The 25,751-nt window shown below is 65.6% G+C and carries 21 protein-coding genes and 2 pseudogenes; 8 read left to right on the top strand and 15 right to left on the bottom strand.

Annotation, left to right across the window (positions count from 1 at the left end; translation table 11 throughout):
• The 3 genes from G6N36_RS18680 to G6N36_RS18670 form a co-directional block, all read right to left on the bottom strand.
• Positions 1-1,164, bottom strand: coding sequence for a L,D-transpeptidase (locus G6N36_RS18680; protein WP_276067285.1), 1,164 nt, complete (start codon positions 1,162-1,164; stop codon positions 1-3).
• Positions 1,165-1,316: 152 nt separating this feature from the next.
• The gene (locus G6N36_RS18675; protein WP_163688400.1) at positions 1,317-2,090 is read right to left on the bottom strand and encodes an alpha/beta fold hydrolase; all 774 of its coding nucleotides are present in this window, start codon (positions 2,088-2,090) and stop codon (positions 1,317-1,319) included.
• Between the two features lie 18 nt (positions 2,091-2,108).
• On the bottom strand, positions 2,109-3,032 hold the full coding sequence (locus tag G6N36_RS18670; protein ID WP_179964812.1) for a LysR family transcriptional regulator: 924 nt from the start codon (positions 3,030-3,032) through the stop codon (positions 2,109-2,111).
• 108 nt (positions 3,033-3,140) lie between these two features.
• Between G6N36_RS18670 and G6N36_RS18665 the strand changes: the two genes are divergently transcribed.
• Genes G6N36_RS18665 through G6N36_RS18655 form a run of 3 tightly spaced genes read left to right on the top strand, consistent with a single transcriptional unit; the run spans position 3,141 to position 7,152 of the window.
• The gene (locus tag G6N36_RS18665; protein ID WP_163688398.1) at positions 3,141-4,517 is read left to right on the top strand and encodes an MFS transporter; all 1,377 of its coding nucleotides are present in this window, start codon (positions 3,141-3,143) and stop codon (positions 4,515-4,517) included.
• Positions 4,514-5,260 (top strand): 3-hydroxybutyrate dehydrogenase, encoded by a 747-nt coding sequence (locus tag G6N36_RS18660; RefSeq protein ID WP_163688397.1) that lies wholly within the window; start codon positions 4,514-4,516, stop codon positions 5,258-5,260. Before G6N36_RS18665 ends, G6N36_RS18660 begins: the two co-directional genes overlap by 4 nt.
• Entirely contained in the window at positions 5,257-7,152 is a 1,896-nt protein-coding gene (locus G6N36_RS18655) for an acetoacetate--CoA ligase (protein WP_163688396.1), read from the top strand. The genes G6N36_RS18660 and G6N36_RS18655 overlap by 4 nt, the downstream gene beginning before the upstream one ends.
• Positions 7,153-7,317: 165 nt before the next feature.
• Here G6N36_RS18655 and G6N36_RS30445 read toward each other — a convergent pair.
• The 3 genes and pseudogenes from G6N36_RS30445 to istA all read right to left on the bottom strand — a co-directional run bounded on the left by G6N36_RS30445 (position 7,318) and on the right by istA (position 11,245).
• A pseudogene (locus G6N36_RS30445) lies at positions 7,318-8,536 on the bottom strand (IS110 family RNA-guided transposase).
• Between the two features lie 284 nt (positions 8,537-8,820).
• Entirely contained in the window at positions 8,821-9,597 is a 777-nt protein-coding gene (locus G6N36_RS18645) for an ATP-binding protein (protein WP_163688395.1), read from the bottom strand.
• Positions 9,597-11,245, bottom strand: a pseudogene (istA, locus tag G6N36_RS18640) (IS21 family transposase). The gene G6N36_RS18645 and the pseudogene istA overlap by 1 nt, the downstream one beginning before the upstream one ends.
• A gap of 246 nt (positions 11,246-11,491) precedes the next feature.
• Here istA and G6N36_RS18635 point away from each other — a divergent pair.
• Positions 11,492-12,946, top strand: coding sequence for an HNH endonuclease signature motif containing protein (locus G6N36_RS18635; RefSeq protein ID WP_163688394.1), 1,455 nt, complete (start codon positions 11,492-11,494; stop codon positions 12,944-12,946).
• Here G6N36_RS18635 and G6N36_RS18630 read toward each other — a convergent pair.
• Genes G6N36_RS18630 through fadD3 form a run of 6 tightly spaced genes read right to left on the bottom strand, consistent with a single transcriptional unit; the run spans position 12,943 to position 19,425 of the window.
• Positions 12,943-14,097, bottom strand: a complete 1,155-nt coding sequence (locus tag G6N36_RS18630) for a pyridoxal phosphate-dependent aminotransferase (RefSeq protein WP_163688393.1) — start codon at positions 14,095-14,097, stop codon at positions 12,943-12,945. The genes G6N36_RS18635 and G6N36_RS18630 overlap by 4 nt on opposite strands.
• Positions 14,094-14,834, bottom strand: a complete 741-nt coding sequence (locus G6N36_RS18625; protein WP_235690100.1) for a phosphate/phosphite/phosphonate ABC transporter substrate-binding protein — start codon at positions 14,832-14,834, stop codon at positions 14,094-14,096. Before G6N36_RS18625 ends, G6N36_RS18630 begins: the two co-directional genes overlap by 4 nt.
• 10 nt (positions 14,835-14,844) lie before the next feature.
• The gene (gene ipdE2, locus G6N36_RS18620) at positions 14,845-15,786 is read right to left on the bottom strand and encodes an acyl-CoA dehydrogenase IpdE2 (protein ID WP_163688392.1); all 942 of its coding nucleotides are present in this window, start codon (positions 15,784-15,786) and stop codon (positions 14,845-14,847) included.
• Entirely contained in the window at positions 15,783-16,748 is a 966-nt protein-coding gene (locus tag G6N36_RS18615) for an acyl-CoA dehydrogenase family protein (protein ID WP_163688391.1), read from the bottom strand. The genes ipdE2 and G6N36_RS18615 overlap by 4 nt, the downstream gene beginning before the upstream one ends.
• A 4-nt stretch (positions 16,749-16,752) precedes the next feature.
• Positions 16,753-17,877 (bottom strand): acyl-CoA dehydrogenase family protein, encoded by a 1,125-nt coding sequence (locus tag G6N36_RS18610; protein ID WP_163688390.1) that lies wholly within the window; start codon positions 17,875-17,877, stop codon positions 16,753-16,755.
• A gap of 9 nt (positions 17,878-17,886) precedes the next feature.
• A complete protein-coding gene (gene fadD3 / locus G6N36_RS18605; protein WP_163688389.1) occupies positions 17,887-19,425 on the bottom strand; it encodes a 3-((3aS,4S,7aS)-7a-methyl-1,5-dioxo-octahydro-1H-inden-4-yl)propanoate--CoA ligase FadD3 in 1,539 nt (512 codons plus the stop codon).
• A gap of 47 nt (positions 19,426-19,472) precedes the next feature.
• On the opposite strand from fadD3, the gene ipdE1 reads away from it, so the two are divergent.
• From ipdE1 to fadA6, 4 genes are read left to right on the top strand one after another with little or no spacing between them, the layout of a single operon-like run.
• Complete coding sequence (ipdE1, locus tag G6N36_RS18600; RefSeq protein ID WP_163688388.1) at positions 19,473-20,621, top strand: acyl-CoA dehydrogenase IpdE1; 1,149 nt, start codon at positions 19,473-19,475, stop codon at positions 20,619-20,621.
• Positions 20,618-21,406: a (5R,7aS)-5-hydroxy-7a-methyl-1-oxo-2,3,5,6,7,7a-hexahydro-1H-indene-carboxyl-CoA reductase gene (ipdF, locus tag G6N36_RS18595; RefSeq protein WP_163688387.1), complete on the top strand. Its 789-nt coding sequence runs from the start codon at positions 20,618-20,620 to the stop codon at positions 21,404-21,406. The genes ipdE1 and ipdF overlap by 4 nt, the downstream gene beginning before the upstream one ends.
• Complete coding sequence (kstR2, locus tag G6N36_RS18590; RefSeq protein WP_163688386.1) at positions 21,403-22,008, top strand: TetR family transcriptional regulator KstR2; 606 nt, start codon at positions 21,403-21,405, stop codon at positions 22,006-22,008. Before ipdF ends, kstR2 begins: the two co-directional genes overlap by 4 nt.
• Positions 22,008-23,156: a steroid 3-ketoacyl-CoA thiolase FadA6 gene (fadA6, locus tag G6N36_RS18585; RefSeq protein WP_163688385.1), complete on the top strand. Its 1,149-nt coding sequence runs from the start codon at positions 22,008-22,010 to the stop codon at positions 23,154-23,156. The genes kstR2 and fadA6 overlap by 1 nt, the downstream gene beginning before the upstream one ends.
• On the opposite strand, the gene G6N36_RS18580 is transcribed toward fadA6, so the two are convergent.
• The 3 genes from G6N36_RS18580 to G6N36_RS18570 are packed head-to-tail and all read right to left on the bottom strand — an operon-like array spanning position 23,153 to position 25,711.
• Positions 23,153-24,268: an NDMA-dependent alcohol dehydrogenase gene (locus G6N36_RS18580; RefSeq protein ID WP_163688384.1), complete on the bottom strand. Its 1,116-nt coding sequence runs from the start codon at positions 24,266-24,268 to the stop codon at positions 23,153-23,155. The genes fadA6 and G6N36_RS18580 overlap by 4 nt on opposite strands.
• A gap of 55 nt (positions 24,269-24,323) precedes the next feature.
• A complete protein-coding gene (locus G6N36_RS18575; protein WP_163688383.1) occupies positions 24,324-25,061 on the bottom strand; it encodes a hypothetical protein in 738 nt (245 codons plus the stop codon).
• Positions 25,058-25,711 carry a SatD family protein gene (locus G6N36_RS18570; protein WP_163688382.1) on the bottom strand — a complete coding sequence of 218 codons (654 nt, stop codon included), beginning with the start codon at positions 25,709-25,711 and terminating at the stop codon, positions 25,058-25,060. Before G6N36_RS18570 ends, G6N36_RS18575 begins: the two co-directional genes overlap by 4 nt.
• Between the last annotated feature and the right edge of the window lie 40 nt (positions 25,712-25,751).

Genomic DNA, 25,751 nt, shown 5'->3' with positions numbered 1-25,751 from the left:
CTACACTCCGGCGTTTCCGGCCTTCCACTGCTCCCAGGGGATGTTCCAGTCGCCGAGTCCGTCGACGCCGGACAACGTCGGCCCGACGGTGTTGACGACCTCGACGATGTCGCCGCGTTTGGTGCTCTCGTAGAACCACTCGGCGTTCTGTGGGCTGACGTTCAGGCAACCGTGGCTGACGTTCGACCGGCCCTGGCTGCCGACGGACCACGGCGCCGAATGGACATAGATTCCGCTGTAGGACATCTGGGTTGCCCAGTTGACCTCGGTGCGGTATCCGTCGGGTGAATTGACCGGAACACCGTATGTCGACGAGTCCATCACGAGGAAGTAGTAGCGGTCGCCGATGATGTAGGTGCCGTTGTCGGTCGGAGTTGCGTTCTTGCCCATGGAGATCGGCATCGTCTTCACGACTTCGCCGTTGATGCGCACTGTCATCGTCTTGGTGGTGTCATCGGCGGTCGCGATGACCTCGTCACCGATGGTGAAGTGACTCGTCACGTCGTCCTGGCCGAAGAGTCCGTCGCCCAGGTCGACACCGTAGGTCTTGACGCTGATATCGACCCTCGTCCCGGGCTTCCAGTATTCGGCTGGGCGCCAGCGGACTTCGCGATTGTTCACCCAGTAGAAGGCGCCCTCTACCGGGGGATCGGTCTTCACGGTGATCGCCTGCTGCGCGGCGAATCGGTCGGGGATGTTCTCGTCGAACCGCACCGCGACCGGTTGACCGACGCCCACTACTTCACCGTCCTTGGGGAAGACGTAGGGCATCGTCAGATTTCGGGGCGAGTGAGTTTCGAACGTCGCGTTGCTCTGCGTCGCCCCGCCGAGGCCCAACGCTTCGGCGGTCAGGGTGTACTGCTTGTTGTAACCAAGCGGCTCGGCCGAGCGCCAGATGAGACCGTCGGGACTCAGTTCCCCCTTGACCATGCGGCCCGCGTCGTTGACGAGCGTCACCGGACCAAGGACGCCGTCTTCGGCGCTCACCGTGACAGGCGATTCGACGGCGACCCCGACGGCGCCATCGGTGACCGACGTCTGCAACTTCGGGATCAGTAGATCGCCGTACGGCGTGCCCTTGTCGATGATCGCCTGCGGTTGTGGCGGCGGCGACGAGCTGCTGCATGCGCCGAGCCCGACGACGAGCGCGACGATGGTCATCATGGTCGCTGTCGTCCACCAGACCCGCCGCATAGGTGTCGTCCCGTCGTTCGTCGGAGCAATTGCATCACCAGTCTACGTAGTTCCTACGTAGATGCAGGTCGGAGAAGCTTGTGTTGGAAACAAGCGCTGGCCGTTGAGGAAGCGCTCGCGAACTAGCTCGTCGTCTCCAGGATCAGCTCGATCGTCTCGGCGGGCTGATCCCAGTGCGGGAAGTGGCCACTGTCGGTGAACCAGTGCAAGTCCGCATCTGGATACAGCTCTGCGGCTCGGCGCGCCTGCCGCGGAAGGGTCACCCGGTCTTTGTCTCCCCACCCGATGACCACGGGTGCGCGCAGAGAACCCGAAGGTGCCCCAGCCTGTTTGGGTCCGTGCACCAGAGCGTGCATCGCGTCATCGAGGCTCGGCGCCTTCTTGAACGCGCGCAGCTCGGTGAGCACCAGGTCGCGATCCAGGCGCCACGGTTTGGCCGAGAACTGGAGCAGGAGCGCGGTGCGCCCTGCGACGCTGCGCGTCAGGGCAGGCAGAATCGGATCGATCGCCCGCACGAGTTTCAATGAACCTCCGACGCTGGCGCCGAACACCTTGACCTCGGTGTCGGTCCAGAAGCCACCGGGATCAAGGGCGACGACGGCGCCGGGGTGGCCGCGGCGAGCCAATTCCAACGCGATGCGCGCACCCATCGAACTGCCGACCACGTCGACCGTCGCGAGTTGGTGCTCTTCGATGAACTGCTCAACCGCGTCGGTCAGCGTGGCGATGCTCACCTCGCCGGCCAATGGCGGACTATCTCCGAAGCCGGGCAGGTCGACAGTGATGACCTCACGGTCGCGTGCGAGCGCAGGGACGATGGGATCCCAGTTGTGCAGCTGGGATATGCCGTGGACGAGTAGTAGAGGCTTGCCGGTGCCGGTGCGAACGAAGTGCATCGACGGTGCATACCCTCCTCAACGCACTCCCAACAGCACGTCACGCTGCTCGGTCATCCGCTGCTGTATCGCGTTCACGACGGCCGCGACCTCGGGTCTGCGCAACGTCTCCGCACGCGTGACAAGCCAATACGTCAACCGGACCGCCACCTCGTCGGGCAGCACCCGCACGAGGTCGTCGTGGCGGTCGGCCATGAAACACGGCAGCAGACCGATGCCCGCCGCCGCCCGCGTCGCCTCGACGTGCACGAACACGTTGGTGGACGTCACCGATTCGCGCATGGCCGGCGCGAAGCTCGTGGCGACGTCGAGGTCGTCGACCTGAAGCATCGAGTCGATGAAGTACACCAGCGGATAGCGGGCGAGGTCGGCGATGTTCGCCGGTGTTCCGTTGTCGGCCAGGTAATCACGTGCACCGTAGAGACCAAGACAGTAGTCGCCGAGTCGGATCGCCTTGGCGCGGTGTACTTTCGGCTCCCCGACCACGACTTCAACATCCAGGCCGGATCGTTGTTGGGTGGCGCGCCGGGTCGCGGCGACGATCTCCACCGCGACGTCGGGGTGGTTGCGTTGCACCTGGGCCGCGGCGGGCGCGGCGATGTAGGCGGAAAAGCCGTCGGTCGCCGATATCCGAACCACGCCTTCGAGCGCGCGCTGGCCGCCGGTGTTGACCGACAGCGAACGCACTGCCGACTCGACGGCTTCGGCGGCCGACAATGCCTCGCGCCCGAGATCCGTCAGCTCCCAGCCGCCGGCGACCCTGGCCAGCACCCGGCCGCCGACTGACTGTTCCAGCGCGTTGATGCGGCGCGAGATCGTCGTGTGGTTGAGGCCGAGCTCCTCCGCGGCGATGGTGTAGCGGCCCGACCGCCCGACCGCCAGCAACACGAGAAGGTCGTCGGCGCTGGGCTGGCGACCCGATGAGCGAGAGGACACAGCCATATCTGCATTTTTGCAGATAACTCCTGCAGTTTTGACCATTGCAGGTGGGGGTACCTGCATGAATACTCACAAAGGTCTGTGCGTTGCATCACAATCGAGGAGCGTTCGATGACGATTCACAACGACCCGAAAACCACCGGGGGTGACGGCACCTCCGCTCCGGCGGGCCTCAAAAGGGTGGTCGCCGCCTCTATGGCCGGCACCGTCGTCGAGTGGTATGAGTTCTTCCTCTACGGCACCGCGGCCACGCTGGTCTTCAACAAGGTCTTCTTCCCGGAGAGTGACAGCGCTTACGGCGCCATCTTCGCGGCATTCTTGACCTACGCGGTCGGCTTCGTCGCGCGCCCATTGGGCGGCGTGGTGTTCGGGCATTTCGGGGACAAGTTCGGGCGCAAGAAGCTGCTGCAGTTCGCCATCCTGCTCGTCGGTGCCGTCACGTTCCTGATGGGTTGCCTGCCGACGTACGCCCAGATCGGCATCTGGGCCCCGACGCTGCTGGTGGTGTTGCGGTTCCTTCAGGGGTTCGCCGTCGGCGGCGAGTGGGGTGGCGCCGTGCTACTGGTGGCCGAACACAGCCCGAACCGGAGCAGGGCCTTTTGGGCCAGCTGGCCGCAGGCCGCGGTACCAGTGGGCAACATGCTTGCGACGGTCGTGCTGTGGGTGCTGACCGCGACCCTGTCGGAAGAGGCGTTCCTGTCCTGGGGCTGGCGAGTGGCTTTCTGGCTGTCGGCAGTGGTCGTGCTGATCGGCTACTACATCCGGACGAAGGTCAGCGATGCGCCCATTTTCCTCGAGGCACAGCAGGAGGTGGAGCGCGTCAAGGCCGTGTCCTACGGCGTGGTCGAGGTGCTCAAGCGGTACCCGCGCGGCGTGTTCACGGCCATGGGACTGCGATTCGCCGAGAACATCATGTACTACCTCGTCGTCATCGTGTCGATCACGTATCTCAAGGTGCAGGTCGGTGTCGACACCAACGCGATTCTGCGGTACATGCTCGTCGCGCACGCGGCGCACTTCCTGGTGATCCCGTTCGTGGGCAAGCTGGCCGATCGGTACGGCCGCAGGCCCGTCTACCTCGTCGGCACGATTCTGGCGGCGACGTGGGGGTTCTTCGCATTCCCGATGATGGACACCGCCAACTATCTGCTCATCATCGCCGCGATCGTCATCGGACTGATGATCCACGCGCTGATGTACGCACCGCAGCCCGCGATCATGGCCGAGATGTTTCCGACCCGGATGCGGTATTCCGGTGTGTCGCTTGGCTATCAGGTCACCTCCATCGTTGCGGGATCCCTCGCACCGATCATCGCCGTCAAGCTGCTGGAGATCTACGGCTCCTGGGTGCCGATCGCGATATACCTGGCAGCCGCTTCGGTTGTCACGCTGATCGCCGTGCTCGTGATGCGTGAGACGAACGGCCTCGACCTGGAGGCCATCGACGTCGCCGACCGCGAAGACCTCGCCAAGGCCGGGGTCGTATGACCGAGCTTGCGGGACGCACCGCGCTGGTGACCGGCGGTGCGAGCGGCATCGGCGAGGCGTGCGCGCGGGAGCTGGCCGCCCGCGGCGCGGTGGTCACCGTGGCCGATCGGGACGACGTCGGCGCCAAGGCCGTAGCCGACGATATCGGCGGAAAGGCATGGCCCGTAGACCTTTCCGATGTGTCGGCGCTCGAAGAGTCGCAGCTCGAAGCCGACATCCTGGTCAACAATGCCGGTGTTCAGCACGTCAGCCCGATCCCCGAATTCGCGCCTGACCGCTTCCGCCACCTGATGACGCTGATGGTGGAATCGCCGTTCCTTCTCATCCGCGCCGTGCTCCCGCACATGTATCGGCAGAACTTTGGCCGGATCATCAACATCTCCTCGGTGCACGGGATCAGGGCATCGGAGTACAAGGTCGCCTACGTCACGGCCAAGCACGGTCTCGAGGGCCTTTCGAAAGTGACTGCGCTCGAGGGCGCGGCGTACGGCGTGACGAGCAACTGCGTGAACCCGGGATATGTGCGAACCCCGCTGGTGACCAAGCAGATCGCCGATCAGGCCAAGGTGCACGGCATCCCGGAGGATAAGGTGGTCACCGACATCCTCCTGAAGGAGAGCGCCATCAAACGTCTGGTGGAACCGGAAGAAGTAGCGGCATTGGTTGGCTGGCTGGCGTCGCCGACCGCGGGAATGGTGACGGGGGCGTCGTACACCATGGACGGGGGCTGGAGCGCGCGATGACCGGTGCCGCACCGCAATGGGTGCCGACGGACGAGGACGTCGCCGCAGCCCGAGTGACCGACTTCGCGCGCTTCGCGGCTGATCGCACCGGCGCGCCGACCGCCGACTACCAATCGCTGTGGCAGTGGTCGGTGGACGAGCCCGCCGCGTTCTGGGCGACGTTGTGGGACTATTTCGAGCTCGGGCAGCGCGGCGAGAAAGTCCTCGAGAGCGATACGATGCCGGGCGCGCAATGGTTTCCGGGTGTCACGCTGAACTATGTCGACCGGGTCATCCGCAACGCACGCACCGACCGGCCCGCGATCATCCATGTCGTCGAGGACGGCCCTGACATCGAAGTCTCCTGGACCGAATTGCTCGGGCGCACCGCGGCATTCGCGGAAAAGCTGCGTTCGCTCGGAGTCGGCGTGAGCGATCGCGTCGCGGGATACCTGCCCAACATCCCCGAAGCCGTCATCGCCTTCCTGGCGACGGCGAGCGTAGGGGCGATCTGGAGCGCCTGCGGCCAGGACTATTCGGCGAAGGCCGCGCTGGATCGGCTGGGTCAGCTCGAGCCCGTGGTGTTGGTGACGGCCGACGGATACGACTTCGGCGGAAAGCACTACGACAAGAATGAGGATGTCGAAGCCCTGCGCGAGGGACTGCCGACGCTGAAAGAGACTGTGCTGGCCTCTGAGCTCACCGCGACCGGCGGCGAGCTCACGACGGTGCCCGTCGGCTTCGACCATCCGCTGTGGATCCTGTATTCGTCTGGGACCACGGGTAAGCCCAAGGGAATAGTCCACGGGCACGGTGGAGTCGTGCTAGAGCATTTGAAAGCCGTTGCTCTGCAGTCGAATATCGGGCAAAATGACACGTTCTTCTGGTACACCAGCCCCAGCTGGATGATGTGGAACTTCCAGATCGCCGGGCTGCTGGTGGGTGCGACGATCGTCTGCTATTCGGGAAGTCCGAACTCGCCCGCGCCGGATGCGCTGTGGGACATCGCGGCGCGGCTGCGAGTGACTGCCTTGGGTACCAGTCCCGGCTATGTGCTCGGATGCGCCAAGGCGGGCGCCGTTCCGCGCAATGAGCATGACCTGACGGCGCTGCGGACGGTGGGCATCACCGGATCGTCGTTGCCACCATCGTCCTCACTGTGGTTGCGCGACAACGTCGGTGAACATGTCCAGGTCGCTTCGATCAGTGGTGGCACGGACGTGGTCTCGGCCTTTATCGGCGGTGTGCGCACCGTGCCGGTGTGGCCTGGGGAGCTGTCGGCCCCGTTCCTCGGTTGCGCGCTGGACGCGTGGGACGAGTCGGGTAACCCTGTGCGCGGTGAGGTCGGCGAGTTGGTCGTCACGAAGCCGATGCCGTCGATGCCGATCTACTTCTGGAACGACGACGACGGATCGCGTTATCGCAGCGCTTATTTCGAGATGTTTCCCGGAGTGTGGCGCCATGGTGACTGGATCACGATCACCGAGCACGGCAGCGTCATCGTGCACGGGCGGTCGGACTCGACGCTGAATCGGCACGGGATCCGGATGGGCAGCGCTGACATCTACCAGTCGGTGGAGCGCCTGCCGGAAATCGCCGAGGCGTTGGTGATCGGGTGTGAGCAGGAGGACGGCGGGTATTGGATGCCGTTGTTCGTCGTGCTGGCCGACGGCGCTGAGCTGACCGATGATCTGCGTGAGCGGATCAAGAAGGCCATCCGCGACGAGGTTTCCCCGCGGCATGTGCCCGACGAGATCATCGAGGCTCCCGGGGTGCCGCATACGCGCACCGGGAAGAAGCTCGAGGTGCCGATCAAGAAACTGTTCGCAGGCGCTGACGCAGCGAAAATCGTGGAACGCACCGCTGTCGACGATCCGGACCTGCTCGACTGGTATGCGAATCTGAAACGCTAGTTCTCCGATCGAATGATGTGGTCGTCGTCTTCGTAGGTGGGTGTCACGGTGACGATCATCTGAGTTCTCCTTTCTTCCGGTTATCAAGCTGACGGATCAGTCTTGGCGTTTCCTTAATGCGTTGGGTTCGGCGGCCTGATTAGATGCTCCTATCTCTGTTATGGGTCAAGCAGCGTCGATGATCAGGGTGTTTAGCCATTGGCGGTAGTTGGTTGCGAGGGTGTCGTCGCGTTTGAGGCCGCGTTCGAGTCGGGAGATCGTGATTGGCCAGACGTTGAAGTGTGCTGCCGCTGGCGGTCAACGTGATGTTGCGGGCTTGGCGGGCTGGACGTAGGTCGCTGTAGTCGTCGATGGGGCAGGGCTGGGTGAGGTGTCGGAACATCTCGCGAGCGATGGCCCGTTTGAGTAGACGTAGGACGTCTTTCTTGCTGCGCCCGGCGGCCAGTTGGCGGGCGACGTAGTCGCGGGTTCGTCGGTCGTGAGACCAGCGGACCAAAGCGATGCGGTGCAGGGCGTTGTCGGCGGCGCGGTCTCCGCCGCGGGAAAGCCGATGCCGGTTGGTTTTTCCCGATGAGGCCGGGATCGGCGCGACCCCAGTCAGCATGGCGAACGCTGCTTCGCTGCGTAGTCGGTGACTGTTGGTGCCGGCGGTGATGAGCAGTTGGGCGGCGGTGTCGGGGCCCACTCCGTAGGCCGCCCGCAAAGCGGGGTTGAGCGCGGCGGTCAAGGCGTCGAGCTCAGCGGTCAGCTCACGGTCTTGGCGCTCGAGGTACCCGATGCGCTGCGCGAGCGCTTTGCAGGCGATCAGCACCGACACCGTTGTGGGGTTCTCGTGTGCGCTGGGGCGGCAGCCGGCCAGCGCTTCGACCAGACGCAGGGTGGTGGGGTAACGGCGCTAGCGTTCCCGAAGGTCGGCCGGGGCGGTCACGAGCAGGTCCTTGATCTGCTGGATAGCCGCGGTGCGGGCTTTGATCGCGCCGCGACGAGCGATCAGCAGCGCTTTGAGGGCCCCGGTGTGGGGGTCTTTGGGCACGGCAAGGCCGTGGCCGGCCAACACCGCACGAGCAGCGCTATAAGCATCGAGAGGGTCGGATTTGCCTTGGCGGCGCCGCGCCGAGCGGTCGGGACGGTTGACCTCGACGACGTGAATGTCGTTGATCTGCAATGCTTGTGTCAAGCCTGCACCGTAGGAGCTGGTGCCCTCAACACCGACAGCGACGACCTCGCCGAAACTACGCGCCCAGCAGATCGCGGCCCAGTAGCCGCTCGGGTTGGTTAGGAATTCGGCATCGCCAAGCAGTCCGCCGGTATCGGTGATCGCAGCCACGTGGATGGTGTCGAGGTGGGTGTCAGCGCCGATGACGACGCGGCGTGGGGATGTCACGATGGTGGTGTCCTCTCCGTGCAATGAACCGTGCGGCCGAGTGACAACCCGGTAGGGCGGGCAGACAAGACATTGATGAGGCAGCGGACAGGCTCCTGATTAAGTCATGTCCGCCCTACCAGGGCTGTTGTGGTACTTGCCCGCACGTCGCCGGTGAGACAAATCAATTGGAAGACAACCCAGCAGGGCGCCAGTCTGTCATTTGCCACGGTGATGGGACCACCGGTTCGCCAGCGGGTAGGGACCACCTGTTTGGCTCAAGGGGCATGATCTTTCGTCTTGGGTCAGCTGTCAACTGAGGGTTTCTGGCGTCGGCGGTAGGACTGGCCTTCGACGACGAGTTCGTGTGCTGTGGAGGTGAGCCGGTCCACGGCGGACTGGGCCAGCAGTGGGTCGGTCATGACGGCCAGCCATTCGTCGGGAGTTCGGTTGGATGTCAGCACGGTGGAGGCCTTCTGGTGGCGGGCCACGACCAGCTCGTAGAAGTCGGCGGTCGCGGTGGCGTCCATGGGCTGCAGGGCGAAGTCGTCGACAATCAGCAACCGGACTTGAGCGAGCCGCCGCATCTCGGCTTCGGTGCTGTTGTCGAGTCGAGATGCCCTGAGCCGCTTGAACATCGAGTCTGCTCGCAGCATCAGGGTGGGGATCTTGCGGCGCACCGCGATATGGCCGAGCGCGGTTGCCAGATGGGTTTTGCCGACCCCGACCGCACCCAGCAGTAGCGCCCCGTGCGGTCCGTCGAGGAACCGCAGGCTGGTCAAGTCGGCCCATAGTGTGCGGTCGTAGCGCACGGCCGCGGTCTCGTCCCACGCCTCGAGGTGCATGGCCGGGTCCAGGCCGGCGTCGCGGGCGCGCCGGGCGGCTGAGCTGGTGTCTCTGCGGGTGGCCTCATCGGCCAGGACGAGTTCGAGGAACGCGGCATGGGACATGTGTCGTTGCCCGGCCAGGATGAGCCGCTCGGGCAGGGTGTCGAGCATGCGGCCGAGTTTGAGTTGACGCATCACGTGTTTCAGATCGGCCGAGACTGGATCAATGACAACGTCTTTGGTGGGTCTGGGCATCACAGTTGCTCCTGTCCGGGCTCGTCGAGGACGCCGCCGTCGATGACGGTCAGCCAGTCCGGCCTGGTCGGCTTGGCCGGCGTGGGTGGGCTGGTGCGGTATTCGTCGGGGTCGCGGGCGAACCGTGCCGGGGCCAAGCCGGACGCGGCGCGTGGTGGCGGCTGTTCGGCGTTCTCGGTGGCTTTGGCCAGCATGGCCGCGATCTTGGTCACCGAGACGACGTCGAGGTCCAGGGCACGCCCACAGGCGGTATCGGTGGGATCCGGGCCGTAGCGTTTGACCAGCCCCAGCAGTCGGTACACCTGACGCATCCGGGTCCACGGCAGGTCGTGATCCAGCAGCCGTTCGGCGTAGATGCCGATGTTGGTTCCGTGCCCGGCGGCGGTGGCGATCAGCCGGTTCAGGTCGCGCATGGCGTAGCCGGTCTTGGCCGCGGGCAGATCGACCGGGTCTGTGCTGCGCCCACCGGGGGGTTGTCGTGGGTGGGTCTTGACCAGCTGACCGCGGTGGAACATCTTGACCAGTTCACCGTCGGCTCGGGCTGAAATCGTCTGTCCCCGATACTGTTCGGGTATCGAGTAGAGTGCTTTGCCGACTTGAACGTGGTAGTCGCGGTGCACTTTGACTTGGGCGTAGATCGGTACCGCGTAAGGTGCGGCGGGCGCCTCGACCAGCAGTGCGGCTTCGGTCTCGGCGAACACCACCGCCGGGCGGGCACAGGTGGTGCCGTGGATGCGTTTGCCGGCCTTCTCGGCGCACCACGCCTGGGCGCGGGCCTGGGCGTCGGCCAGATCGGTGAAGTCCTCCCCGGCGAAGAAGTTGTTCCGCACGTACTGGACCATCCGCTCGACCCGCGGCTTGTCCTGCGGGTGGGCCACCCGGGCCGGGTCGGTGAGGAACCCGCGGGCCTGACTGTATTCCAGCCAGCCGACGGTGAACCTCGGATTCACCGAATCGGCGTGGGCCACAATAGTACTCATATTATCGGGGATCAGGACCTTGAAGACTCCGCCGAAGAACCGCCACGCCGCCTCACAGCCATCGATGACCGCTTGCAACGTCTGGGAGAACGTCAGCCACACGAACATGTGCCGCGAATACACCGCGGTGAAGATCAATGCGTGCACCACCCGGCGGCGCCCACTGACCGAGTCGAACAGCATGCCCATCCGAGCGAAGTCGATCTGGCACTCCACGCCGGGTTCCCCGTCGACCACGGGCACCGTGCCCCCTCGGCCCCGATAGTCGGTGCGCTCAGCGCAATAGCGGTGCAGGGTCCGCTGAGGCACCACCACCCCGCGGCGGGCCAGCAGATCACCGATCTTGACCACCGTCAAACCGTCCTTGACCCAGTCTTTGATCTGATCATGGTTGGCGCACAACGATTCCCACGCCACACCATGGCCTTGCGGACGGTCCGGGCGGACCGCGGCTACCACCGCGCCGATCAACTCGTCACTGAGCTGGTCGACACCACACTCACGATCCAACCCGCCGCCACTGCGGCATCGACGTAGCGTCGCGCCGTCTTGCGGTCCACCCCAGCCTGGGCAGCCACCGTCCGATACCCCGAACCCGACAGCCATGCCCGCAGCACCTCACGAATCTCGATCACCGAAACCTCCCGATACACAGCGGACCTCCACATCGATTGACGTGAAGCAATCCGACCCAGCAATCGAGCGACTCCAGGCGCGACGCGCCGGGTGGTCCCATTACTGGCAAACGGGTGGTCCCATGACCGTGGCTAAACCCAGCTCAAACCGGTCCCATCACCGTGGCGGGCGACACCAGTCAGAGGCCGAGTCATCACCGGCGGCGAACGAGCAAGACCATCCTCACCCGAACCCGTTTAACGGAATCAATGTCAGTGGAGTGATGTAGTGTCGAACACATGTTCGAGTCAGAGTTCGTGGGTGTCGAGGACGCCGCTGTCGTTGCGGCCGTCGCCGACAGTGCCCGGGCGGAGGCTGCGAGCGCGGCGCGGCGGTTGGCGGCGATCGCTGAATTGACGTGTCGTCGGGTTCTCGACGATGACGAGCGTGCGCGGTGGGCCTGTGATTGGTGGGATTGCGCGGCCGCGGAGGTGGCTGCGGCGATGAACATCAGTCCGCGTAAGGCCTCGGGGCAGATGCGGATCGCGGTGGCGTTGCGCGATCATCTGCCGGCGGTGGCGGCGATGTTCGCCCGAGGCGAGGTGAGTGCGCGGGTGGTCGGCGCGATCACCTGGCGGACCCAGTTCATCACCGAGGCGTCGGTGTGGGCGCAAATCGATCAAGCCATCGCGAAGCGGGCGGGCCGGTGGGGTCCGTTGGGCGAGGACAAACTCGTCGCGGCCGTCGATGCGTTGGTGTTGGAGTTCGACGAGTCGGCGGTGATCGTGGCCAAGGCTGTGGCGCGCGCCCGCGATTTTGTGGTCGGGGATCTGGAGGATGAGGACGGGACGACCTCGGTGTGGGGGCGGTTGTCGGCGGCGGATGCGGCGGTGTTGAAGAAGAAGATCGCCGCGATGGTGGCCACGGTGTGTGAGCACGATCCCCGCACCGCCGGTGAGCGGCGCGCGGCGGCGGTGGGGGCGTGGAGCCAGGGCAACGATCACCTGCCGTGTGCGTGTGAGAGCCCGTCCTGCCCGGCCCGGGCCGCCCAGCCGGCACCGAAGTCCTCGGTGGTGGTGAACGTCTACACCGACCAAGCGACCGTCGACAACGTGCAGAGATCCGGAGCGCAAGCAGCCCCGTCAGAGTCCTCTGCCCCCTCGGCTCCCGTCACGGCGGGCACGGCGTTGTTGTCGGGGACCGAGGTGATGCCCACGCCGCTGCTGGCCGAACTCTTGCGTGATGGCGCCAAGCTACGGCCGCTGTGCACCCCGGCCGAGGAGCCCGAACGGGGGTATCGGCCGTCGGCGGGGTTGGCGCGCTGGGTGCGGGCGCGGGATCTGACGTGCCGGTTTCCCGGCTGCACTGCGGCCGCGGAGTTCTGCGATATCGATCATGTGATCCCCTACCCGCTGGGCGCCACGCATCCGTCGAATCTGGTGTGTTTATGCCGAAAACATCACTTGCTCAAAACGTTTTGGACCGGGGATTGGGACCTGACACTGCGGCCTGATGGCGCGGCGGTGTGGACATCGCCGACCGGGCACACCTATACGACATACCCCGGATCACGGGCGTACTTCCCGGACTGGGACACCAACACCGGAGACCTGCCACCCCCACCACAGCCGCCCACGTTCAGTACTGACCGGGGTTTGATGATGCCCCAACGTAAACGCACCCGAGCCGAGGACCGCGCCGCCCACATCAAAGCCCAACGCGCACAAAATAACTCAGACCCGCCAACCTTCTAGCCGAGCCACGCGCCGATACGGCGAACAGCCTCCTCGATATCAACCTCGGGGCCTGCAAAGGACAGCCGCACGAACGATCCGCCCCGCACCGTGTCGAAGTCGACGCCGGGCGCGATCGCGACACCGGTATCGGCTAGTAACTTCGAGCAGAACGACAGCGAATCGGCCGTCAGGTGCGATACGTCGGCGTACACGTAGAAAGCACCATCTGTCGGCGCGAGTTTGTCGATGCCGATGCCGCGAAGTCCGTCGAGCAGAAGTGTCCGGTTGCTCGAGTAGTGATGCAGCAGCGCGTCTGCCTCGGCGATCGACTCCGGCGTGAACGCCGCGACCGCGGCGACCTGTGCCAGCGTCGGCGGGCAGATGGTGAAATTACCGGTGAGGCAGTCGACTGCCCGCTGCAATTCCTGCGGGACCAGTAGCCAGCCCAGCCGCCACCCGGTCATCGCGTAGTACTTCGAAAAGCTGTTCACCACAACGGCTTGCCGCGACGTGGACCATGCGCAACTCGTCTCGGGCGCACCCTCATAGACCAGCCCGTGGTAGACCTCATCACTGATCAGCCGAACACCAGTCGACTCGCACCAGGACGCGATCGCCGCCAGTTCCTCCGGCGGAATGATCGTCCCCGTCGGGTTGGCAGGGCTCGCGACGATGACGCCCTGCAACGGTGGATCGAGTTCGGCCAGCATCTGCGTCGTCGGCTGGAACCGCGTCTCCGGTCCGCACGGAATCTCGATGACCTCACATCCCAGCGCCGACAGAATGTTTCGGTAGCACGGATAGCCCGGGCTCGCGATCGCCACCCGGTCGCCCGCGTCGAAGCATGCGAGGAACGCCAGCAGGAAACCACCACTCGACCCGGTCGTCACCACCACGTCCGCCGGGTCGACCGTTAGCCCGCGCCGAGTCTGATACGACGCTGCGATCGCCGCCCGCAGCTCTGGAATGCCAAGCGCCACAGTGTAACCAAGCACCGTATGATCCAGCGCTGCCTTTGCCGCCGCACGCACCGCTTGCGGTGCGCCGGAACTCGGCTGACCCGCCGAGAGATTCACCAGATCGCCGTGACTGCGCTGACGCTCGGCAGCAGCCAGCCACACGTCCATCACATAGAACGGCGGGATGCCGGCACGCAACGAGACGTTCATCGGGCCGGAAGTTGATCGAGGTCGTGGAAGAACCCGTGCACGTCGGCGTAATAGAAGGGCTTGAGCCCGCCGTACACGCCGCTCCAATCAGGCACCCACGCGACCACTGCGTCGAGAAGCATTGTGCGGGTGCCTTCGTCCAGTCCCTTGCGTGCAATCACCACGGGTGGTTTGCAGTTGTCGTACTGTCCGATGATTTTCGTGTCCTTGGCGTTGTCTGGCCGTGCTCGCCAGACATCCTCCAGGACCATCGTCGCCCGAACTTGCTTGGAGACAACGGCATCGATCTGGCCTTGCCACGCCGGGACTGCGACCATATGCAGGAAATCATCCCGCGATTTACCCTGCCTGGCCAACAGAATCGCCGGTGAGAAGTAGCTCGACGTACAGGCCGTGTTGATGTATCCGTAGTCAGCGCCCTGCAAGTCGGCCCACCCCGTCGCGGGGTCGTCGGCCCTGACGACGAGCAGGCTGGTCTGGCGAGGATCGCCGGTGAACTTCGACGTGGCGATCGCCAGGCCTCGGTAGGTGTCGTCGCCACTTCGGAAGATCCGGTGAAAGTCGGCCGTCGGCACATACGCGATGTCCGGCTGGTGTCGGTCGAGAGCCTCGTCGATCGCGGCGAGATCGGCGGTCTGGCTCGCGACGATGTCGGCGGCGGTGAGAATGCTCTTCCACGGCTCATCGCTGGTCGGCAGCCCAAGATTCTGGTCCAGGACGAAGGTCAGCGACGTCACGTAGCCAACGTTAGAACACTTCGGATTCGAGCCGACGCAAATGCTCCCTAGGCGGTCCGAGCAGTTGCGCGCTGCCGTGCGCTCGCTTGAAGTACAGCTGAATGTCGTGCTCCCACGTGATGGCGATGCCACCGTGCATCTGGACTGCCTCGCCCACCACCTCGGAGAACGCTTCGCTCGCCGAGAAACGCGCCAGCGCCGCTGATGTCGGTGATGGTTCGGCTACCGCGTCATTGACCACCGCGCGCGCCGACTGCACTGCGACGTACAGGTCGGCCATCCGGTGCTTGAGCGCCTGGAAGCTGCCGATCGGCCTGCCGAACTGAACCCTGTCCTTGGTGTACGCGACGGTGAGATCGAGACACCGTGCGGCCGCTCCGATCTGCTCGGCGGCCAGCAGGATCGCCGCCGTATCGGCGAGCCCCGGGTCGGCGCCGATCTCGGTATCGCCCTGCGATTCGATGCGGGCCAGCCGACGCGTCGGATCCATGGTGTCGACGCGGTTCGCGGTGAACTCCGACAGCAGCGTCAGCCGCTCTCCGTCCGCGGTGATCACGATGTCAGCGACGTCGCCGCTGATCACAAAATTCGTATCGAACGCGACCGTGCCGATCTTGGTACCGGCCGCGAGTTCTTCCAGCGCGGAGGCGTCGGGTTGCTCGGCGGTCAGCAGCGCCAGCTCAGCCAGCGTCGTGCCGAGCAGAGGCGTCGGCACCAGGCCCTTGCCGAGTTCTTCGAGGACGACGGCGGCATCGGCGAGCTCACCACCCGCACCGCCGAGCTCCTCGGGTACCACCAGAGCGGCGGCGCCCACCTGCTCGCACAACAACTTCCACAGCGACTCGTCGAAACCTCGCTCGGACTCCATCGCCTGCCGTACGGCCTCAGGCGACGCGTGCTTTTCGACCAGGGCGGCTACCGTGCCCCGCAGCAGTTCCCGTTCTTCGCTCACAGTGCCTCCAGAAGCCGTCGCCGGTGCAGCGTGGGATCGCCCCACGCCGAACGCAGTGCCTGCACCCGCAACAGCGACAGCGACATGTCGTGCTCTTGCGTGAATCCGATCGCGCCGTGGGTCTGTAGCGCAGAGCGTGCCGCCAGCAGCGCGGCGTCCGCCGCGGCGACCTTGGCGGCACTGACGTCGCGCGCCGTCTCCGGCGTCTGGTCGGCCACCGACAGCGCCGCCCCGTAGACCAGGGGCCGAGCGAGCTCCAGGGCAATGTGCACGTCGGCGAGTTTGTGTTTGATTGCCTGATACGTACCGATCACCGTGCCGAACTGGCTGCGCTGCTTGGCGTACTCGACCGACATGTCGAGCAGCGCCTGCCCTGCCCCGACCAGCTGCGCCGCAGTCGCCAACACGCCGAACTCGTATGCGCGTTCCACATCGGCGGCCTGGCCGTCCCCGGACACGCTGACGTTGAACAACTTTCGACTCGGGTCGACGGATTGCGCCTGCTCGCCCGCGGTGCCGTCGCTGACTTTTCCATCGGCCGCCACCAGAATCAGGCCGGCGGTGTCGGCGTCCACCGCCCGCGGTACCTGTGGGGGCATCGCCACGGTGGCGATCAACTTACCGGCCGCCAGCGCCGCGCTCCGTTCGGCCCCGTCATCGTGGCTGGCGAGGAGAACCGGTGCCACCGCGATCGATTCGGTCACCGGGCCGGGAACGCACCACCGACCCAACCGCTCGGCGGCGACCACCAGATCGACGGGGTGCGCGTCGATCCCGTCGAACTTCTCGGGCACCATCAGGGCGGTCACACCCAGGTCGGCCAGCTGTGCCCACACCTTGCGGCCAGGCGCGGGGTCGCCCGCGGCCCACGCGCGCACCGCGGCGGGCATGTCGGCCGCGCCGAGTGCGGCGTCGATGCTGGCGGCGAAGTCGCGCTGCTGTTCGTCAATCTCGAAGTTCATCTGTCTACTTCCGCGGCAGGCCCAGTAGGCGCTCGGCGATGATGTTGCGCTGAATCTCGTTGGTGCCCGCGTAGATCGGGCCGCCCAGTGCGAAAAGCAGACCTTCGGTCCACGAGTCGACCAGCTCGGCGTCGGCGCCGCGCATGTCCAGCGCGGTCTGATGGATCGCCACGTCGAGGTCCGACCAGAACACCTTGGTCACCGACGACTCGGCGCCCAGTTCACCGCCGCCACTCACTCTGGTCACGGTGCCGAACGTGTGCAGCCGGTAGGCCTGCGCCTTGATCCAGGCGTCGGCTACCCGGTCGACGAAAACGGGGTCGGGGTTGGCCTTCCACTGGGACACCAGTCTTTCGGCGGGCGCGATGAAGCGGGCCGGGCTGCGAAGTGACATCCCGCGCTCATTGCTCGACGTACTCATTGCGGCGCGCCAGCCGTCGTTCACCTCACCGATCACGTCGTTGTCAGGCACGAACACGTCGTCGAGGAAGATCTCCCCGAAACCGGTGTCGCCGCCCAGCTGGGCAATCGGGCGCACCGTGACCCCGTCGGCCTTCAGGTCGAACATGACGTACGTCAGCCCTTTGTGGCGCTGCGCCTCGGGATCCGAGCGGAACAACCCGAACGCACGCTCCCCGAACGGCGCCCGCGAGCTCCAGATCTTCTGGCCGTTGAGCAGCCAGCCACCGTCGGTCTTGGTGGCGGTCGATCGCAGCGACGCCAGGTCGCTGCCCGACTCGGGCTCCGACCAGGCCTGCGCCCAGATCTCCTCGCCACTGGCCATTTTGGGCAACGCCCTGTCGAGCTGCTCCTGGGTGCCGTGCGCGAACAGGGTCGGCGCGAGCATCGACGTGCCGTTCGCGCTCGCTCGGCCGGGCGCGCCCGCGCGGAAGTACTCCTCCTCGTAGACCACCCACTGCAGCAGCGTCGCGTCGCGGCCGCCGTACTTCTCGGGCCACGTGATCACCGACAAGCCGGCGTCGAAGAGCACCTTGTCCCAGGTCCGGTGTTGTTCGAAGCCCTCGGCCGTGTCGTATGACTTGGTCGGGAACTTGTCCTTGTTCGCCGAGAGGAATTCGCGCACCTCGGACTGGAAGTCCAAGGTCGCGTCGTCGAAATTGAGATCCATCAGTGCTTCCTATTTCCTCATCCCGCGGAGGACTGGCTTGACCACTTTGCCGCCCGGATTACGCGGCAGCACGTCGAGGAACTCCACGAAACGCGGCGCCTTGAAGTTCGCGAGATGCTCACGCGTATAGGTGATTACCTGTTTTTCGTCTAGTTCCGCGCCTGGCTTGAGTACGAGGAACGCCTTGCCGACCTCGCCCAAGCGATCGTCGGGCACCCCGATGACGGCCGACTCGGCGACGCCGTCGAGGCGCGCCAGCACCTGCTCGATCTCGGCGGGATACACATTGAATCCGCCGCAGATGTACATGTCCTTGAGCCGATCGGTGATCGTCAGGTTTCCGCGCTCGTCCAATCGGCCGACGTCGCCGGTGTGTAGCCAGCCGTCGGAATCGATTGCGGCGGCGGTGGCTTCGGGATCATCGAGGTATCCGAGCATCACGTTGGGCCCGCGCAGCAGCACCTCACCCGACCCGTCCTCGGACGGGTCGTCGATGCGCAGTTCGAAGTCGGCGATCGGGCGCCCGCATGTCGCGGCCACGGTGACCGCGTCGTCCTCCGCGCGGCACATCGTGCCGAACCCGCTGGCCTCGGTCAGGCCGTACGCCGTCAGCACGATGTCGATGTCGAGTTCGCTCTGCATGCGTTCGATCAGAACCACGGGGATCGTCGCCGCGCCGGTCACCGCGAATCGCAGCGACGTCAGGTCGTAGTCGCCGCGCTTCGGATGGTCCAGCAGGGTCTGGTAGATCGTGGGCGGCCCCGGCAGCACGGTGATGCGGTGTTCGGCCACCGCGGCCATCGCGTTCTCCGGGTCGAACGTCAGCTGCGGGATGAGCGTCGCGCCGGTCTGCAGGCACGCCAGGATTCCGGCCTTGTAGCCGAAGTTGTGGAAGAACGGATTGATGCACAGGTAGCGGTCGGCGCTCGTGAGCTGTCCGCAGGCGGCCCACGCCGCGGGCGCGTCGAGCGACTGGCGATGCGCGCACAGCGCGCCCTTACTGCGACCGGTGGTGCCGGATGTGAAGAGGATGTCGGAGACGTCGTCGGGGGTCAGCGCGGCGACGCGCGCGTCGACCGCCGCCAGGTTTGTCCCCCGCGCCACGAACTCGTCCCACGTGCCGTCGGCCTGCTCGATCGGGACGCGAATCACGTGCCGTAGGTCGGGCAGGGAACCCCGATCGATGGACGCGGCCTTGTCGGCGCCGAGGAACTCGCCCGCGGCGAACAGCAGCGGAGCGGCGGTGCGGGCGAGAATGTCGGTGGCCTCACTCGCGGTGTAGCGGGTGTTCAGCGGCACCACCACAGCGCCGGCATAGTGCGTGGCCAGGCACGCGACCACCCAATGCCAGGTGTTCGGCGACCAGATCGCGACCCGGTCCCCGGCCTGCACGCCCAGGTCGATCATGGCGGCGGCGGCCTGGCGCACCTCGGTGCGCAATTGCGCGTAAGTCAGCCGGCGATCGGTCGTGACCAGGGCGTCGTGGTCCGAGAACTGGTCAGCAATCCGGTCCAGGACCTGCGGAATGGTCCTCAGATCGGGCGTCATCGATGCTCCTCTAACAAAGCAAGTGCTTGGTAGGTTAGCCTACAGGGGTGATAGAGGTCCAGGAGTTCAGGGCCGAGGTCCGCGACTGGCTCGCCGAGAATCTCACCGGCGAATTCGCCGCGATCAAAGGCCTCGGAGGCCCGGGTCGCGAGGATGAGGCGTTCGAGGAACGACGCGCATGGAACCAGCATCTCGCGGCCGCCGGCTACACATGTCTCGGCTGGCCGGAGGAGCACGGCGGCCGCGGCCTGACCGTTGCGCACCGCGTCGCTTTCTACGAGGAGTACGCCCTCGCGAACGCGCCCGCGAAGGTGAACCACTTCGGTGAGGAACTGCTGGGTCCGACAGTGATCGCGTTCGGAACCCCAGAGCAGCAGCAGCGCTTCCTGCCCAAGATTCTCGATGTCACCGAGCTGTGGTGTCAGGGCTACTCCGAACCCGGCGCGGGCAGCGATCTGGCCAACGTGTCGACGACTGCCGAGCTCGTCGGTGACGAGTGGGTGATCAACGGGCAGAAGGTGTGGACATCGCTGGCGCACTGGGCGCAGTGGTGCTTCGTCGTCGCCCGCACCGAGAAGGGTTCCAAGCGTCACGCCGGTCTGTCCTTCCTTCTGGTGCCGTTGGATCAGCCGGGTGTCGTGGTGCGGCCGATCGTGCAGTTGACCGGGGACTCTGAGTTCAACGAGGTGTTTTTCGACGACGCGCGCACCGAGGCCGATCTGGTGGTTGGGACGCCGGGCGATGGTTGGCGAGTCGCCATGGCACTGTTGACGTTCGAGCGTGGTGTGTCGACGCTCGGCCAGCAGATCGAGTACGCCCGTGAGCTCTCCGGCGTCGCCGAGCTCGCCAAGCGCAACGGCGCAGCCGACGATCCGCTGATCCGCGAGCGGCTCACTCGGTCGTGGGCCGGTCTGCGCACCATGCGGTCCTACGCGCTGGCGACCATGGATGTCGAGCAACCCGGTCAAGACAACGTCTCGAAACTGTTGTGGGCCAACTGGCATCGTGAGCTAGGCGAGATCGCGATGGAGGTGCTGGGGCGCGACGGCCTGACGCTGACCGACGGTGGCTTCGACGAATGGCAGCGGCTGTACCTGTTCTCCAGGGCGGACACGATCTACGGCGGCTCCAATGAGATCCAGCGCAACATCATTGCCGAGCGGGTGCTCGGCCTACCCCGTGAGGTAAAGGGATGACTCTGGCCGAAGCGCCGAAAGAGATTGAGGGCCACGGACTTCTGACGGACAAGGTCGTGGTGGTGACCGCAGCCGCAGGCACCGGCATCGGCTCGTCGGTCGCACGACGCGCGCTGGTCGAGGGGGCTGACGTCGTGATCTCCGACCACCACGAGCGGCGCCTCGGTGAAACCCGCGACCAGCTCCTCGAACTCGGCCTCGGTCGCGTCGAGAGCGTCGTGTGCGACGTGACGTCCACCGCGCAGGTCGACGCGCTGATCTCGTCGACCACCGCTCGGATGGGGCGGCTGGACGTGCTGGTCAACAACGCGGGGCTGGGCGGCGAGACGCCCGTTGTCGACATGACCGACGAGGAGTGGGACCGCGTCCTCAACGTGACCCTGACGTCGGTGATGCGTGCGACGCGCGCCGCGCTGCGGTACTTCCGCGACGCGGACCACGGCGGTGTGATCGTCAACAACGCCAGCGTCCTCGGCTGGCGGGCGCAACACTCCCAGTCGCACTATGCCGCCGCCAAGGCGGGCGTGATGGCGCTGACACGCTGCAGCGCAATCGAAGCCGTCGAGCACGGCGTTCGGATCAATGCGGTGTCACCGAGCATTGCCCGGCACAAGTTCCTCGAGAAGGTCAGCAGCTCAGAGCTGCTGGACCGGCTCTCGGAGGGCGAGGCGTTCGGCCGGGCTGCCGAGCCATGGGAGATCGCCGCCACCATCGCGTTCCTGGCCAGCGACTACTCCAGTTACCTGACTGGAGAAGTGATTTCGGTGTCGAGCCAACGAGCATGAGTACCGAAAGTCCCGCTGGACAGACACGGCGCGACGAGCTCCTCGAGCTCGCCGCGACGATGTTCGCCGAGCGTGGGCTACGGGCGACGACGGTGCGCGACATCGCCGACTCGGCGGGAATCCTGTCCGGCAGTCTCTACCACCACTTCTCGTCGAAGGAGGAGATGGTCGACGAGGTGCTGCGTGGTTTCCTGGACTGGCTGTTCGATCGGTACGAGCAGATCGTCGCGGAGGAACCCAATCCGCTGGAGCGGCTCAAGGGCCTTTTCATGGCGTCGTTCGAGGCGATCGAGCATCGGCACGCGCAGGTCGTCATCTACCAGGACGAGGCCAAGCGGCTCGCGGGCCAGGAGCGGTTCTCCTATGTCGAGAAACGCAATCAAGAGCAGCGCAAGATGTGGCTGGACCTGCTCGACCAGGGCGTCCAAGACGGGTACTTCCGGCCCGACATCGACGTCGACCTGGTCTACCGGTTCATCCGCGACACCACCTGGGTTTCGGTCCGCTGGTATCAGCCGGGTGGACCGCTCACGGCCGAAGAGGTCGGCCGACAGTACCTATCCATAGTTCTCGGTGGTATCACCAAAGAAGGAGTCGAGTAATGGCTGAGGCATATGTCATCGAAGCTGTCCGCACCGCAGTGGGCAAGCGCAACGGCGGTCTGTCCGGCGTGCATCCCGTCGATCTGGGCGCCGCCGGGTGGCGCGGACTGTTCGACCGCGTCGACGTCGACCCGGGCGCCGTCGATGACGTCATCGCCGGCTGCGTTGACGCCATCGGACCCCAGGCAGGCAACATCGCCAGGCTGTCATGGCTGGCCGCCGGATATCCCGAAGAGGTGCCAGGCGTCACGGTTGACCGCCAGTGCGGGTCGAGCCAGCAGGCCATTTCCTTTGGCGCACAGGCCATCATGTCCGGCACCGCCGACCTGATCGTGGCGGGCGGAATGCAGAACATGAGCCAGATTCCGATCTCGTCGGCCATGACCGTCGCCGAGCAGTTCGGGTTCACCTCGCCGACCAACGAATCCAAGAGCTGGCTGCACCGCTACGGCGACCAGGAGATCTCGCAGTTCCGCGGTTCGGAGCTGATCGCCGAGAAGTGGAACCTCTCGCGTGAAGAGATGGAGGAGTTCTCACTGATCAGCCATCAGCGCGCGCAGGAGGCGATCCGGGCCGGACACTTCGAGAACGAGATCATCGGCGTCGACGGTTTCGCCATCGACGAAGGTCCACGCGACACGTCGCTGGAGAAGATGGCCGGCCTCAAGACCCTTGTCGAGGGCGGCCGGCTGACCGCCGCGATGGCCAGCCAGATCTCGGACGGTGCGAGCGCGGTGCTGCTCGCATCGGAGAACGCAGTTCAGGCTCATAATCTTAAGCCGCGCGCCCGCATCCACCACATCAGCGCCCGCGGGGCCGACCCGGTGTTCATGCTGACGGGGCCGATTCCCGCCACCCAGTACGCGCTGAAGAAGACCGGCCTGACGATGGATGACATCGACACCGTCGAGATCAACGAGGCGTTCGCACCCGTCGTGATGGCGTGGATGAAGGAGCTCGACGTCGACCACGCGAAGGTCAACCCCAACGGCGGCGCGATCGCGCTCGGTCACCCGCTCGGTGCGACGGGCGCCAAGCTGTTCACCACGATGCTGAACACGTTGGAGCGCACCGGCGGTCGCTACGGTCTGCAGACGATGTGCGAGGGCGGCGGCACCGCCAACGTCACGATCATCGAAAGGCTCTAGTGGTTGTGGACGATCACACCGCGGATGTTGCGGCCGGCGAGCATGTCGTCGTAGGCCTCGTTGATGTCGGCCAGCTTGTACTCCGCGGTGACCGTCTCGTCGAGCAGTAGCTTGCCGTCGCGGTAGAGGTTGAGTAGCCGCGGAATGTCCGCGCGGGGATTCGCCTCGCCGTAAAGGCTGCCGAGCAGCCGCTTCTGGTACAGCGTCACCATCGCCATCGGGAGGGTCGGCGTCACGTCGGCCATCGAGGCGATGGCGGTCATCACCACCGCGCCGCCCTTGCGGACGATGTCCATCGCCTCGTTGATCATCGGGCCCTTGAGCAGGCCGACGGTCAGCAGTGCGGAATCCGCCATCACCCCGCGGGTGATTTCGGCCACCAACTCCGTCGCTTCCGGCATGGACGTCACGAAGTGGGTGGCACCGAACTCGAATGCCTTGTCGCGCTTGGACTCCACGATGTCGACGACGACGATGTGCTCGGCACCCGCCAGCCTGGCGCCCTGGATCGCACCGCTGCCGATACCGCCGCACCCGATCACCACGACGGTGTCACCCGGGGTCACGTCGGCGGTGTTGACGGCTGACCCCCAGCCCGTCATCACCCCGCAGCCCAGCAGGCACGCGCGCGACAGCGGCAGGTCGTCGTCGACCTTGACCAACGAGGTCTCCGACACCGTGCTCAGTTCGGAAAAACTTCCGACGCCGACCATCACGCCGACGTCCTTGCCCTTTACCCGGCGCCGGTACGTGCCGTCGGCCTGCAGGCCCAACAGGATGATTGCGCCCATATCGCACAGGTTCTGGTGTCCGCTGGCACACCAGCGGCAGCGGCCACACGCGGGCAGGAAGGACGCCACCACGTGGTCTCCCGGCTTCAGGTCCTTCACGCCGGGGCCGACCTCCTGCACGACGCCGGCACCCTCGTGTCCGCCGATCATCGGCAGTGTCACGCCGGCCAGATCACCGGTCTGGACGTGGTGGTCGGAATGGCACAACCCGGTGGCCTCGAACGCGACGAGAACCTCGCCCTCCTGCGGACCATCGAGATCGATCTCTTCGACGCTCCACGGTTCGTTGAGTCCCCACAGCATGGCGGCGTTCGTCTTCATGGGCCGAGTTTAGGAAACTGCGACGCGGATTGGGCTGGATCGAAAGGCTTACTGTTCACTGCGCGAGAACCAGCCCGCCCAGTGCCACGATCCAGCTGGCGAAGCTGCCGACCAAGAAGTACTCCGTGACGTCATCGATCCCGATGTGCCCGTTCTCACGGGCCTTCTGCGCATTGATTTCCGGGAACCGGATGATGCTCTTGGCCGCGACCACCGCGGTGGCGGCCGCGAGCTGACCGGCCAGTCCGAGCCCGAGAATCAGCAGCCGTTCCATCGGGCCAAGCAGACGACCGCCCTTGAGTCGATCCGATGCCTGCGGTTGGCCGGCGGGCTTCACCGCACCGACCGAGGCGAGGACCAGCCGCACCAACTGGTTACCGGTCACGATTTGCAGGAGTACCACCGCGACGACCATGAGTATCCGGTCGGGATCCAAGTCTGCGATGCCTGGCAGGTCGACCCACGTCGACCATCGCCGCACCAGGCCGCCTGCTTCAGACCCCAAGCCCGACAACAGAATCAGCAGACCGACCGCCGTGGCGAACACAACCAGCGGAGCCAGCTGGCTGTCGCCGGTTCGCTCGGAGCGCGCGCACAGCACGACCCACGTGACGCTCGCCGCGATGGCGATCTCCAGCAGCACGATGTCGCGGGGGTGCCACAGCCCCGCGAGCGCCGCTGACGCAATCACCACAGCCACCGCGACGACGGGCGGCACCCAGGACCGGTCGGTCAACCGCCGCGTCAGATCGGCGATGCCCATCGCGATCAGCATCACCGCGAGCGCGCTCACGGGACACCACGCAGGTATTGCGATGCGACGACGATCAAGTCAAGGCCGTCGCGCCCGGCGCGCTGGGACACCGCCGATGCGCTGATGCCCTCGGCGGCGGCGATGTCCTTCTTCGTCTGGTTGGTCAACAGGCCCTTCACTATCCGTACCGATCGGTCGTCCAGCGATCCAAGCAGATGGTCCCGACACAGCAGGGCGGCGTTGATGGCGTCGGCGTCTGCGCGGTCAACGCCGTTGACCCGGAACGACGTGCGAACCAAGGCCAGCCCGGGTTGCCGTTGCGCGGCGGCCGTCCACTCGATCGCTTCACGTGCCGCCCACCAACCCGGACCGTCCTGGATACCGCGCTCGGGATCGAGCACCGACACCGCGCCCCAGCCGATGCCGAATCGGACATCGATGTGGGTTGCGACGGCGAGCCTGATGGACAGTGCGGCGTCGATCGCCGCGCCGACGCTGCGGTAGCTGCCCTGAAATTCGTCGCCGACCGTGAACGCCGGCGGATCGATCGCGCCCGCGCCGACGTCGCGCAACGCGTCTTTCAGCGCGACGTGAACGGCGCCGCGATCGGCGAGGTGACGTGAGCCGACGACGTCTCCGATCAGCGCAGCGCGTACGCCTGATGAAGTCTGGTACTTCATATCGGACATATGAAGATTATAGCTTCATTTTGAAGAAATGAAGCTTCAG

The organism is Mycolicibacterium gadium, from assembly GCF_010728925.1.
Classification (GTDB): domain Bacteria; phylum Actinomycetota; class Actinomycetes; order Mycobacteriales; family Mycobacteriaceae; genus Mycobacterium; species Mycobacterium gadium.
This window is presented reverse-complemented; position numbering and strand designations above follow the sequence as displayed.